The 13,564-nt window shown below is 60.8% G+C and carries 9 protein-coding genes; 5 read left to right on the top strand and 4 right to left on the bottom strand.

Features of this window, described 5'->3' with window-relative positions; all coding sequences use genetic code 11:
* Window positions 1-12: 12 nt before the first annotated feature.
* The 4 genes from ACESUZ_RS04435 to ACESUZ_RS04450 all read right to left on the bottom strand — a co-directional run bounded on the left by ACESUZ_RS04435 (window position 13) and on the right by ACESUZ_RS04450 (window position 5,902).
* Window positions 13-2,352, bottom strand: coding sequence for a heavy metal translocating P-type ATPase (locus ACESUZ_RS04435; protein ID WP_373198685.1), 2,340 nt, complete (start codon window positions 2,350-2,352; stop codon window positions 13-15).
* Between the two features lie 331 nt (window positions 2,353-2,683).
* Window positions 2,684-4,342 (bottom strand): protein kinase domain-containing protein, encoded by a 1,659-nt coding sequence (locus tag ACESUZ_RS04440; protein ID WP_373198727.1) that lies wholly within the window; start codon window positions 4,340-4,342, stop codon window positions 2,684-2,686.
* Window positions 4,343-4,369: 27 nt separating this feature from the next.
* The gene (locus tag ACESUZ_RS04445; protein WP_373198687.1) at window positions 4,370-4,768 is read right to left on the bottom strand and encodes a hypothetical protein; all 399 of its coding nucleotides are present in this window, start codon (window positions 4,766-4,768) and stop codon (window positions 4,370-4,372) included.
* Window positions 4,769-4,939: 171 nt separating this feature from the next.
* Entirely contained in the window at window positions 4,940-5,902 is a 963-nt protein-coding gene (locus ACESUZ_RS04450) for an FHA domain-containing protein (protein WP_195245911.1), read from the bottom strand.
* Between the two features lie 588 nt (window positions 5,903-6,490).
* Between ACESUZ_RS04450 and ACESUZ_RS04455 the strand changes: the two genes are divergently transcribed.
* The 5 genes from ACESUZ_RS04455 (at window position 6,491) to ACESUZ_RS04475 (ending at window position 13,561) form a co-directional block, all read left to right on the top strand.
* Window positions 6,491-8,734 (top strand): DEAD/DEAH box helicase, encoded by a 2,244-nt coding sequence (locus tag ACESUZ_RS04455; RefSeq protein WP_373198690.1) that lies wholly within the window; start codon window positions 6,491-6,493, stop codon window positions 8,732-8,734.
* A 681-nt stretch (window positions 8,735-9,415) separates the two neighbouring features.
* Window positions 9,416-10,117: a 4Fe-4S dicluster domain-containing protein gene (locus ACESUZ_RS04460; protein WP_373198692.1), complete on the top strand. Its 702-nt coding sequence runs from the start codon at window positions 9,416-9,418 to the stop codon at window positions 10,115-10,117.
* 342 nt (window positions 10,118-10,459) lie between these two features.
* Window positions 10,460-10,972, top strand: coding sequence for a PTS sugar transporter subunit IIA (locus ACESUZ_RS04465; RefSeq protein ID WP_373198694.1), 513 nt, complete (start codon window positions 10,460-10,462; stop codon window positions 10,970-10,972).
* Between the two features lie 18 nt (window positions 10,973-10,990).
* Window positions 10,991-11,845, top strand: a complete 855-nt coding sequence (locus tag ACESUZ_RS04470) for a PRD domain-containing protein (protein WP_271755783.1) — start codon at window positions 10,991-10,993, stop codon at window positions 11,843-11,845.
* A 99-nt stretch (window positions 11,846-11,944) separates the two neighbouring features.
* Window positions 11,945-13,561, top strand: coding sequence for a PTS transporter subunit EIIC (locus ACESUZ_RS04475; RefSeq protein ID WP_373198696.1), 1,617 nt, complete (start codon window positions 11,945-11,947; stop codon window positions 13,559-13,561).
* Window positions 13,562-13,564: the final 3 nt, after the last annotated feature.

The following is a 13,564-nucleotide window of genomic DNA, read 5'->3' on the forward strand; positions in this document are numbered from 1 at the left end:
TTAATGGTGAGCTTATTTTGCCACTTTTGGCTTAAAGGATTTTAAGCGCAGCGCATTGCTTACGACGCAGACACTCGACAGGCTCATGGCCGCGGCGCCAAACATCGGCGAGAGCTGCCATCCGGTGAGCGGGAAGAACACGCCCGCCGCCAGCGGAATGCCGATGCCGTTGTAGAACAGTGCCCAGAACAGGTCCTGCTTGATGTTGCGGATCGTGGCGCGCGAAAGCTCGATGGCGCGGGCGACGTCCATGAGGTCGCTGCGCATGAGAACCACGTCGGCGCCCTCCTTGGCGATGTCGGCGCCGGTGCCGATAGCAAGGCCCACGTCGGCGCGCGCCAGGGCGGGGGAGTCGTTGATGCCGTCGCCTACCATGGCGACCTTGCCGCCCACATCCTGCAGCTCGCGGACGTGGCGCTCCTTGTCGGCAGGGAGGACGTCGGCGATGACCTGTTCGCTGCTCAGCCCCACGCGGCGGGCGATGGCCTCGGCCGTCACGCGGTTGTCGCCGGTGAGCATGCGCACGTCGACGCCAAGCGAGCGCAGTGCGGCGATGGCCCCGGCGCTCGTCTCCTTGACCTCGTCCGCCACGGCGATGGTACCGACAAGCTCGCTGTTCTTGGCAAAGAACAGCGGCGTCTTGCCCTCGGCCGCGAACTGTTCGGCAAGGCCGGCGGGAACCTTCACGCCCAGCTCGTCCATCAGACGCACGTTGCCGGCGGCGATGACATTCTGCCCCTCGCGTGCCGTAACGCCTCGCCCGGGCACGGCGGTAAAGTCCTCGACCATGCGTGCGACGATTCCGCGCGCCTCGCACTCGGCCATAATCGCCTCGGCCAGCGGGTGCTCGCTTGAGCGCTCCAGCGCAGCGGCCAGCTTGAGCAACGCCTTTTCGCTCATGGCGGGCGAGCCGTCAGCGCGCGTGGCTACCGTGATATCGGTCACAGCCGGCTTGCCGCGGGTGACGGTGCCCGTCTTGTCGAGCACCACGGTGCCCACGCTGCGTAGGTTCTCCAGCGCCTCGGCGCTCTTAAACAGAATGCCCATTTCGGCGCCCTTGCCGGTGCCGACCATAATGGCGACGGGCGTGGCCAGGCCCAGCGCGCACGGGCAGCTGATCACCAGCACGGCGACGGCGGAGGTGAGCGCTTCGTTCACGCTTCCGGTCAGTGCCGTCCACACCACGAAGGTCACGGCCGAGATCATGAACACCACGGGCACGAACACGCCGGCGACCTTGTCGGCCATGCGGGCGATGGGCGCCTCGGTGGCGTTGGCGTCCTCGACGAGCTGGATAATCTTGGCGAGCGACGTGTCGGCGCCCACGCGTGTGGCACGGAAGGTAAACGAGCCGGTGCGGTTGACAGTGGCGGCGTTGACGGTGTCGCCGGCGGTCTTCTCCACGGGGATGGACTCGCCGGTCAGTGCACTTTCGTCCACGGCCGAAGCGCCCTCGAGTACCACGCCGTCGACAGGGATGGACTCGCCGGGGCGCACACGCAGCACCTGGCCGGGCAGAATGGCATCGACGTCGACGGTGGCCTCGGTGCCGTCCTCTGCCACGACGGTCGCGGTCTTGGGCGCTAGGTCGATGAGCGCCTCGATGGCGCCGCCGGTCTTGGACTTGCTGCGCGTCTCGAGGTATTTGCCTACGGTGACGAGCGACAGGATGGTGCCGGCGCTCTCAAAATACAGATTGTCCATGCCCGTCATCATGGCCTCGTGGACCTGACCCGCGGCTAGCTGGTCGGCCATGATAAACATGGCGTAGAGCGACCAGGCGATGGAGGCGGTGGCGCCCACGGCAATAAGGGCGTCCATGGTAGGCGCGCCGTGCGCGAGTGATTTAAACCCGTTGATAAAGTACGCGTCGTTGACGTAGACGATGGGAATGAGCAGGACGAGCTCGGTGAGCGCGAGCGTCATGCTGTGGGTGTGGTCGGTGAAGATGCCGGGCAGCGGCCAGCCGAGCATGTGCCCCATGCCTATGTAGAACAGTGGGATGAGGAATACGATCGAGACGATGAGGCGGGTGCGCATGGCAGAGGCGGCGGCCTCCAACTTTTTGGTCGGCGACTCCATATGGGCGGCGCCGGACCTGGCTTGCGCACTTCCGCTTTGGACAGCGTCGGTGCCCGTGCTGATGGGCGAGGCCGAGTAGCCCGCGCGGTCGACAGCGGTGCAGATGTCGTCGGGGGAGACCTGCGCAGGGTCGTAGTCCACCAGCATAGAGCCGGCGAGCAGATTGACCGCGACGCTTTGGACGCCGTCGAGCTTGCTCACGGCACGGTCCACGTGCGCCTGGCAGGCGGCGCATGTCATGCCGCCCACGTCGAACTTATCTTGAGCCATGGCTTCTCCTTTCTGTAGTTCGGTGTTGGAATTGTTAACCTGCCGATACTATACACCCATACCCCCTGGGGGTGTCCAGTACAGAAAGAAATGTATGACATTTCGTTACAGATGAGGGTGGTTGGTTGGCCGATGGACCGTCCCAACCAATCATCTCAATCTGTAACATCTGAGGACCGTTTTGCCTGCTAGATGTTACAGATTGAGATGTTGTCTCGCGGGGTTGGGGTTTGTCTCGATCTGTAACATCTAGACCTGTATCTGCCGAGCTAGTGTTACAGATCGAGACAATTGCCGGGGAGGGGTCCCGTCACGGCAAGACGCCCGCCTCCTAGATACAGAACCCGGGGATCACACAGGTTAGCTTGTTTGGCTTTTCCGCAGGCGTTGCGTACGTAAAGACGTCGCCGTCGTGCCCCACGCGGTTCATATAGAGCGTGCCTTCGCTCTCCGATGTGTCGGGGCTCACCGTGCGCTCCCACCAGCAGGTGTCCTTGCCCTTCCACTGACGGACCATCGTCTCGTTCGTGGAATACGGGCTCACCTTGAGCTCGCGGAAGAGTTGGTACTCCTTGCCCTCGCTGTTGTAGATGTCTGCCAGGTAGTGATAGTCCTTGGCAAACGAATCGGGCGGTTGCGTACCGCACAGCTCGACCATGGTGGGCAGCCAAAGGGTTGCGGGCAACTCGCTCAGACACGATGCACTGTTGGCGGCGCCCACATTGTTCGAGACCTTCTTGACCCCTTTAATGAGCGCGCGCAACTCGTTGGGTAGCAGCTTAAGGCCGTCGCCGTTGAGCCATTCCCGCAGCTCGCAATCTGCCCAGCCGGCGCTCGGCGGTTCAGCTGCAGCGTTGCGCTCGGCAATACCCGCATCGAACATAAACGTCAGTCCGGCCTTGCCCGTCCCGTCCAGAAGCTCATCGTGGCGGATGCCCACAAGCTGCGCGCCAGCCTGCAGCCCGTTGGTGAGCGTGACACGCTTGGTACACGGATAGGGGATATGCCCATCGGCATCGAGCAGATGATAGCGCTTGGCAATCTCGCGTGCCTCGCTACGGGTCTCGGCGGCCTTAATCTTGAGCGAAATCTCCTGCAGCTGATCCCAGGTGTAGTCGTCAAGTGAACCGCGGATGCCATCGAGGTAGTCGGGGATGCCAAAGCCATGGGTTGCCGCGCCAATGACGCCGAGCCCCGCAACGACTGCAGCGACGCCGCCGATAATAAAGCGACGGCGGGTCATGGCATCGTTCCGGGCCTGCTCCAGGATCTCTCGCGCGCGCTCGCCGGCGACGTCGACCTTAAGGTGCGTACCGGAGTCGATGTCGATTGCGGCGTCACTGCCCGCGCCTTCGCGGCCCTCGGATTCGGCATCGGTGAGGTATGCCGAGAGCACCTCGAGCATCTGCTGCTCGGTGGGACGATCGCACTGCTCGACTGAGAGACCCTTCATGATGATTTGGACGAGCGCTTCATCGCCCTCGCAGCGCGGCTCGAGCGGCGCCGGCTTGGTCTTGGTCTTTACGAGATAGAACGAGCCGGTTGCAGCGGCGTCCGTCGACTCAAAGTCAAACGGTTTGCGACCGCTGTAGAGCTGGTACAGAATGCTCGAAAGCGCGTAGACATCGATTGCCGGCGAACGGCGAAGGGCCGCGATGCCTTCGATATCCTGCGTGAGCATCTCGGGCGCGGCGTATGCGGGCGTGGCAAAGCGCCAGATGTCGGCGCGCCGGGTGATCGTGTCGTCGCCGAGAGCCATGGTCGCGGAGCCCATGTCGATGAGGCAGGGGTCAAAGGAACAATCGGCAATCTGCTGCTCGAGTGTTCGGCTGGTGGTGCGGAACATGATATTGGCAGGCGACAGGTCGCGATGGATGACCGGATTCACGAGGCCTTGGGTCATCAAGAGCGCACGAAGCACGGCGTTTCCGACGGCGGCGACCATCTGGGTGGTCAGCCCGCCCGAGGCGTCGTGCGGAAGCAGGGGCAGCGCCTGCTTGAGCGAGGTGCCCTCGACTCACTCCATGAGGATGAGCGGGTCGTCCTCGCACGATCCGTAGCCATAGACGCGCGGAAATCCGCGCAGGTGCGAGACGGTACACAGATGACGGTACTCCTCGAACAGCGCAGCGGTGTTGGCCAGGTGCGCGGCCGATTGCTCGGCGGAGCGGTCGGGGGCTTGGCCGGAAAGGATGGCGTTGTCCTTGAGTAGCTTGACGGCAAAGACCTCGCCGCTCGTGTTGGTCGCGCGCAGCACGTGCCCGATGTTGCCGTTGTTGCGGTGGGCCGTCTGGAGAATAAGCGTCATAAACCGACGCTTGGCGTCGTCCTCGGCGCTGGGGTCGACCGCCACGGCGGTATCGAACGTATCGAGACGGATGAGTTTGTCGCCATAGGCGCTATCGGTAGTATCCATGGCGTTCCTTTGTCTGGCATGGGTTGCCGCGCGTACACGTGAGCAGTGCGGATATCGGTAAAGTACCATGATAGCCGCACTGCTCACGTGTACCGCTGAGTATTGTCGTTTACGACGCAGAAGGTAGAAGACGAAAGACGGACGGCGACCGTCTTCCGATCGCTGTCCGTGCTAGTCCACAATGACAAGGAATGTCGTGTAGAGACCCAGATGGAGCCTGTCGCTGTTGGCGATTTCCACGGGGGGATAGACTTTGCCGGGCTCGCGTTGGTCGCGCGGCGGCTCAATCACAATATCGCCGTCGCCCGCGCCCGATTCGAGCACTGTGCCGTTGGTCGATCCAAGGCCCTGGGCGTACCAGTGCTCACCCTCGAGCCAAATACGAAGATGCTCGCGCGAGGCGTCGGCGCCTACATCGGTGATGCTGGGCGAGGTTTTGGGCAAAGAACCAATCACGGTGCCGCGCGGATTGCGTGTGAGGGGATGGATTTGCATGTCGGCGCAGTTGTCGGCATGGGTTCTGAGCAGACCGAGGTTGGGGGCGACGGTGCGCGGCTGCTCCAGGCTGCTCATAAAGCCACGTCCGACGGTAGTTTCGGTGGTGCCAAAGTGCCCGCCCGTCTTGCTGTCGCAAAAGCGCTCGACGGTGGCCACGCCCTGAACGGGATCGGCGAGCGCCCCCGTTGCCACAAAGAGCATAAGGTAAAGCGTGCTTTTCTCGCGCACGGCATTGCCGTCAAAGTTGTCGATGCGATTGAGGGCATTTGCATACAGGCGGCTGTCCAGCTTGTAGCTGGCGAGAGCCGACATCATTTCGTTGGCGGCCGGACCGCGATAGTGCTCGGCGATTGCCCGATAGGCGGACTCGCCGCCGCCGAGCTTGCTGCAGATTGCCGAGGAAAGGTTGAGCGTGGTGACGGTAAAGTCGCTGTAGATGGCGGGCGCGCACTGGTCAGGCTTGCGATGGACGATGTAACGGGTGAGATACGAGCGGTTGGAAGAGCATTTCTCGAGCAGGGTACTGCCGAGATAAGAGTTTCCGTTGATAAGCATTCGGGCGATCTCGAGATGTTTAAGACCGCCGAACGAGCGAATATCGTTATAGAGGACCGAGCAAGGCGTCTCTGCTGCCACGGATACCTCCTTTGATTGCTTCCTAGCCAATATGGCGATAGGAATTAATGGCCCCCGGTGGGCGACGTATTAAATGGTTGCGCAATATATAGCGTAACCAAAGCAACATTATAGGCCACATGTTCGAAATTGCAGGAAGACCGAGAGATTTGGTTTGGATTGAACGGAAATCCCCCTCTGTCTTGATCTATAACAATTAGGGCCGATTTTACTCGTTAACTGTTACAGATTGAGACGTTTGTGAGCCGTGTCGACCGTTTGTCTCGATCTGTAACACGTAGAGGAAGATTTGCCCTGTAGATGTTACAGATTGAGACAATCAGCCAGGCCCGCCCCGTCCGCCTCGTCATCTGTGGTTTACGTGGGGGCATGCGAAGCACGGGTATACTAACCGGCGGCGAATCTGCTCCATCGCTTAGAGCTGCTGCGTCTGGACGGCGCGTGATAGGGCTGCCAAAGCGATCGCCAGCGTGCTGAGCAACGTCCTCTCTGTGCGCACCTGTTTTTGTATGTATTAGCGCACTACCAAGCACGCCCGCGCGGCCGCATGCCGTGCCCATTGCGCGTGCAGATAAGGAACAACAACATATGCGTAATTCTGTATCCGACGTCACGGACGCCGAGATTCTGGACGAGACCCGCGAGGCCATGACCCAGGCTGCCTTCGATGCCGCCGATGAGGCCAATGCTGCCCAGGCCGTCGAGTCCGCTACCGAGAGCCTGCCCGCCTTTGACGAGCTGGGGCTTTCCGACGAGATGCTTCGTGCTATTGAGAACCTGGGCTACACGGCGCCGACGCCCGTGCAGGCCGGCTCGATCCCCGTGGTGCTCGAGGGCCGCGACTTGCTTGCCGCCGCTCAGACCGGCACCGGCAAGACGGCCGCCTTTTTGCTGCCGACCATGAACAATCTGGAGCACATCGCTCCTCCCAAACCCGTGCGCGAGCGCGGCGGCCGCAACCGTCGTCGCGGTGCTAAAAAGCCCGAGGGCAACGGCCGCGGCCCGGTGATGCTCGTCATCACCCCTACGCGCGAGCTTGCCCAGCAAATCGACGAGGTCGCGAGCAAGATCGCCGACGTCACCGGCCATGTCGCCGTGACCGTCGTGGGCGGCGTGAGCTACAAGCCGCAGACTGCTGCCCTCAAGTACGGCTGCGACATCCTGGTCGCCACGCCGGGCCGTCTGGTCGACCTGATCGAGCAGGGCGCCTGCCACCTGAACGAGGTCAAGGTGCTGGTGCTCGACGAGGCCGATCGCATGCTCGACATGGGCTTTTTGCCCGCCGTCCGCCGTATTGTGCGCGAGACGCCGGCCGAGCGCCAGACGCTGCTGTTCTCGGCGACGCTCGACGAGGAGGCCGTGGGCGAGATCACCGACCTGGTGAGCGACCCGGCCCGCGTGGAGATCGCGCCCGCCACGTCGACCGCCGACACCGTCGACCAGTTTGTGTTCCCGGTGTCCATCGAGGCCAAGAATAACCTGTTGCCCGAGTTTCTCAAGAAGGAGGGCCCGGAGCGCACCATTGTCTTTATGCGCACCAAGCATCGCGCCGACAGCTGCTGCCGTCGTCTGGAGCGTAAGGGCATCAAGGCCGCCGCGATTCACGGCAACCGCAGCCAGGCCCAGCGCGAGCGCGCGCTTTCTGCCTTCCGCGACGGCACCGTCGACGTGCTGGTGGCAACCGATGTTCTCGCCCGCGGCATCGACATTAGCGACGTGCGCTACGTCGTGAACTTTGACGTGCCGGCCGAGCCGACCGACTACATCCACCGTATTGGCCGTACGGGCCGTGCCGGTGAGCTGGGCTGGGCCATCACGTTTGTGACCGAGCAGGACGTCGACGAGTTCTACGAGATCGAGAAGCTCATGGACAAGACGGCCGATATTTACGAAGCCGGCGACCTGCACGTGGGTCCCAACCCGCCCGCCGTTGACCCCGAGCGCGATCCTGCCGCCTTTAAGGTGAAGAAGAAGACCAAGCGCGGCAAGTCCAAGAGCAAGAAGAAGCTTGAGCAGGCGCGTCGCGACGGCAAGCGCAACGGCGACGATTACGGCGATGTGGCTGGTCGTTCCAACCGCGGTCGCGACGAGCGTCGAGGCGACGGCGAGCGTCCGAGCCGTCCCAAGCGCGGCGGCAAGACCCGCGTGCGCGAGGGCGTTCAGGCTCGCGTGGACGAGGCCGTGGAGAGCGTGGCCCGCGAGGTGGCTGCCGAGGAGCGCGGCGGTGCTGTCGAGCAGACCCCGCGCGGCAACCGTGCCGAGCGTCGTGCCAAGCAGTTCCAGGGCGAGGCACATCGCCGCCGCCGCGAGGACGAGGATCGCGGTGGCCGTCGTCGTGTCGAGCGCGAGGACGAGGGCCGCGGTTCGCGTAGCGGCAAGCGTGGTGCGGGCGACCGTCGTCGTTCCGGTCGCGATGACGAGCGCGGTGGCCGTGATGAGCGTCGTGGCGGCGAGGGCCGTGGTGAGCGTGGTGCCCGCGGCGGTGAGTCCCGTGGCGGCAAGCGCTTTGAAGAGCGCGGTAGCCACGGCGGCGAGCGTCGCGAGGGTGCTCGCGGCAATGGCGGCCGCGGCGGCGCTGGTCGTTCTAACGAGTCGCGCGATCGTCGTGACCCGCGTGCCAGCCGCGATCGTCGCGATGACTGGCGCAACTACGACGATACCCGCGAGGAGCGTCGTGGCGGCTATCGTGGTGGTCGTGGCGGCAACCAGGCCGGCTCCCGTGGCGGCCGCGCCGGCGGTCGCGATAACCGCGGCAGCTATGGCAACAGCCGTGGCGGCAAGCGTGGTAGCAGCTCCCGTCGTCCCGGTGACGGCGGCGGCAAGCGCAAGTAACATACGCATCGCCCGCTAGAGCGAGGTGAACCAAGGGTCCCGAGCAACTACGCTCGGGGCCCTTTTTGTTTGTCGTATCCGATCGCTAGTTCAAATGTGATTTCCTCGGGAATGCATCTAGAGGATGCCGTGGACCTGTTTCCTGCCATGCGGCAATGGGTCCCATGGGGTGCGCCGTGCATTTTTTGGAGTATTCTGCAGTTCGAGTTGTCTGCATATGATTCGACGTCGCCAACGGTGGCCTTCAGATATCCCTTATGAGCGTTTTGAGTTAGATTTCGCCGTTTTCCGGAGCAGGGGCGCGTCATTCTCGCCATGTCGGGACTTAAAATGATACGGCGCCCTACAGTTTTGCCCACCCGCGGCGGTGCTGGCGTGGTTACGTTGCAGAATACTCCGTTTTTTGCACGGGGCAGGATGGGGTACCTCGGGAGAACACAGCGGTATCCCGTAAATATATACAATCTGTACCGTAATTTATACAAAACGAAGAGGCAGACAGTGTAGGGTGGGTGCATTGGGGTGCTTGGTGCATCAAAACGGGGACCCCCACGTGCCGTATACTCTGGCTGGATGTGAAAGCGGCTTGACGCGTTGCCAGGCGTAGGGGAGGGTGCCTCGATGAGCGTATTCGAAATTGTGTTTAGTCCGACGGGTGGAACGCGGAAGGTGTCTGGCCTTGTGGCCGGGGCACTGGGCAAGAATACCGTTACCGTCGATCTGACCGATAGCGGGCTAGATTTCAGCGCTGTCTCGATGACTGAGGACGACGTGGCCGTAATCTCTGTGCCGGCGTATGCCGGTAGAATCCCGGCTGTGGTGGCTGACCGGTTGGGCATGGTGCGCGGCAACGGGGCTCGGGCTGTTTTGGTTTGTGTATACGGAAACCGCGCGTTTGAGGACACGCTCGTAGAGCTGGAGGACGTTGCGAAGCATGCGGGATTCCGGGTGATCGCGGCAGTTGCAGCCATTGCAGAACATTCCATTGCGCGACAGTTTGCTGCCGGTCGTCCGGATGCGCAGGATGCGGCGCAGCTTGCTGAGTTTGCTCAGCAAATTCAGCAAAAGCTGTTGGCTGAGGATACATCCGAGCCCTCTATCCCCGGCAATCGTCCTTATAAACAAGCTGGAGGTCACCGCATGGCACCCGAGGCAACAGAGGATTGCGTTTCCTGCGGTGCATGCGCCGCGGCGTGCCCCGTTTGTGCTATCGACAAGGGTGACCCCAAACGAGCAGCTGGCGAGGCGTGCATCTCCTGCATGCGCTGCATTGCCGTATGTCCGCGAGGTGCTCGTAAGGCTGATCCCAACAAGCTATCCGCTGTTTCCCAGATGCTGAGCAAGGTTTGCGTCGTGCGGAAGGAATGCGAGCTCTTTATCTAGCGCATACGAAATTGGTGCAATGGGACCAGGTTAATCTGCACCAACCTGGTGCAAACAAACCTGTCCCCAATGCACCAGAGTGAGGAGTGTCCCCGAGTGCCGGCAGAAAAGGAACGTCCCTAAGTACCGCATAAATACCGTTTATCGGAGAAAAAATACCGTTCGCCGGTCATAATGATTGTTCCGGCTTTGGGCTTGTCTACAATAACCCCCGTAAAGAAATGCGGAAGGTTACCGAGTCCCCTCGGACGTGGGCCTAACCAAAGTCTTTGATCGCGAGCGTCTCAATGGGCGCATTCGCTTGATTTTGGTTGGGCTATATTTATGAAGGGACATACCACCATGGGTTTCTTTTCTCGCCTGATGGGCGGTTCGGGTGAGCAGAAGACTGCAGCTTCCGAGTTCGAAATTCTCGCTCCCGTTTCCGGCGAGCTTGTTCATCTAGAAAATACCAATGACCCCGCTTTTAGCAGCCGTGCCGTGGGCGATGGCGTTGCCGTGGTTCCCCAAGAGGGAACGGTGTGCGCTCCTGTTTCCGGCACCGTCGCGGCGCTGTTTCCGACTGAGCACGCGCTGGGCATCATGTCCGACGACAGCTCTGCTCAGGTGATGCTGCATATCGGAATCGACACTGTTAAGCTTGAGGGCAAGGGCTTCCATGCGCTTGTTGCCCAGGGTGACCATGTCGACGCGGGCCAGCCCCTCGTCGAGGTCGATTTCGACGTGGTCCGCGCCGCCGGCTTCGATCCCACGGTCTTCGTTATCGTGTGCGAGCGCTCGGAGAACTCGACTCTTCGTGAGCATGCTTCCGGCCCTGTTGCTGTTAAAGAGCCTGTCGTCTGGCTTTCCGAGTAAATTCTTGTGGTGGGTACCGTGGTTATCAAGCGAGTTTTTAACAACAACGTCGCAATGGTCACTTCGGACGATGGCTCCGAGCTCATCGTCATCGGTCGAGGCCTCTGCTTTGGCCGTCATGCCGGCGATGCCATCGACGAGGCGTCGATCGAAAAGACCTACGCGTTGCAGGAGGGAACTTCTCAGGACTCGCGTACGATTGACCGCTTGGCACATCTTTTGGAGTCCATCCCCACCGTCAACCTCGTGATTGCCGAGGACATTGTTCAGATGCTCCGTCGAGAGCTCAATGTTGATATCAACGACAAGATTCTCATTGCTCTCGCAGACCATATCAGCCTTGCTTTGGAGCGTGAGCGCAAGGGCGTCTCCTGTGAGAATCCGTTGCTGCTCGAGATCCAGCAGTTCTATCGCAAGGAGTATGCGCTTGCGGGCCGTGCACTGCAGATTATCAAGGAGTATATGGGCATCCAGATGAGCGAAGAAGAGCAGGGTTTTATTACGCTGCATATCGTCAACGCCACCATGCCGCAACGCTCCGATCGTTTGATTGTTTCGGTCCAGCTTGTTCGCGACGTGCTTGCGATTGTTTCTGAGCGCTATGCTACGACCCTCGATGACACCTCGCTGCCTTACGAACGTTTCGTTCGCCACCTGCAGTTTTTCGCACAGCGAGCGCTCGATCCTACGGCCGGGCAAATCAACGGAGACGCGCTGTTCCGAATCGATGAAACGGCGTATCCGTGCGCTTTCTCGTGCGCGGACGCCATAGCCGCCCACTTGTCGTCTACCTATAACGTTGTCGTTACCGATGCCGAGAAGAGTTATCTCGCATATCACATTGTTAACCTGCTTGGAGAACCTGGTCTCTAGGCGTAACGTGCCCACACATCGATTGATATAAGGCAAGGCTCACGGTCTTGTCCAGGGCACATCTGTCTTAATTTGCGGAAAAGGAAGGGGAGTACCGCTATGACCGCAAAAAAGAAGTTCAATTTCAAAGCGCCGTTGGAGGTGTTCGCGAAGTCGATCGTTCAGCCGATGATGTATCTCTCGGTTGCCGGCATCCTGCTCATCGTGGGCATCATTCTGACCAACAAGACCATCTGCGCTTTGGTCCCCGTACTGGGCTCCGGTCCGTTCCAGCTTGTGGGCGCCGTTGTCTACCAGTCGCTGATGTTTATCATCAACAACCTCTCGATTCTGTTCTGCGTGGGCATCGCCGGCGCCATGGCAAAGAAGAACAAGGGCCATGCTTCGTTGATCGCCCTGATGTCGTTCTTCCTGTTCCTGCAGGCTAACAACATCGTGCTCAACGCCACCGGCTCTCTTGCCGATGCGAGCGGCATGCTCGGTCTTACCGGAACCGGCCAGGCCACCGTTATGGGCATTCAGGTGCTCGATACCGGCGTGTTCGGCGGCATTATTCTCGGTTGCATCACCGGTGCCGTGTTTAACAAGTACTCGAACAAGCAGTTCCCCATTGCCCTTTCGATGTTCTCGGGCGTTCGCTTCCCGTTCCTGATCATGATCATCATTTCCTGGATCATGGGCGCTGGCTTCTGCATCGTTTGGCCTCCGGTTCAGGGCGCCATCTCCTCCGTTGCCGGCATCATTAAGGAGTCGGGCAACATCGGTCTGTTTATCTACGGCATGCTCAACAAGCTGCTCGTTCCCACCGGTCTGCACCACCTCATCTACACCCCGTTCCAGTTCTCCGATGTGGGTGGCACCCTGACGCTGGGTGATCAGGTTATCGCCGGCGCCTATCCCATCCGTGTTGCCGAGATGGCAATGACGGGCCAGCCCTTCTCCGATAGCACCTACTTCAACAGCTACACCTTCAACAACCTGTGGCCCTACATCGGCATCGGTCTCGCCTTTATCTTCACCGCTTACAAGGGGAACAAGGATAAGACCAAGGCCGTTATCATCCCGCTGATCATCACCGCCGTGCTCTCCTGCGTGACCGAGCCCATGGACTTCCTCTTTGTCTTTGCCGCTCCCGTGCTCTTTGTCGTTCACTCGGTTCTTTCCGGCATCTTCCTGGTCCTGCTCAAGGTCCTCTCCGTGCCCGCTTCGACTGCAGGCAGCATCATCAACATCGTGGTTTCCAACCTGGTCCTCGGTGTCGACAAGACCAACTGGCCGGTTATGCTGGTGCTTGGAGTCGTCAACGCCGCTCTGTACTTCTTCCTCTTCACCTTCCTTATTAAGAAGCTCAACCTCCACACGCCTGGTCGCGAGGAGGAGTCCGAGCTCGCCGAGTCCGTTGCCGAGGGCGAGGCCGCCGCGTCTGTCGCGGTGAAGCAGGGCGCTGTTGCCGCAGCTCCCGCAGAGGGCGTCGATGCGGGTATTGCCGACCTGGTCGCAGGTCTTGGCGGCAAGGACAACATCGAGGAGCTCGAGAACTGCTTTACGCGTCTCCGCGTGAACGTTAAGAACCCGGACCTCATCAATGAGGACCTCATCAACCACGTGCCCAACAGCGGCATCAACCGCAACGGCAATAATATCCAGATCATCTTTGGCATGAAGGTCGCCGAGATGCGCGACAAGGTCGAAAACGCAATTGAGAAGGAGCAGTAAACA

The organism is Collinsella aerofaciens ATCC 25986, from assembly GCF_964239575.1.
In the GTDB taxonomy this organism is placed as follows: domain Bacteria; phylum Actinomycetota; class Coriobacteriia; order Coriobacteriales; family Coriobacteriaceae; genus Collinsella; species Collinsella aerofaciens_BQ.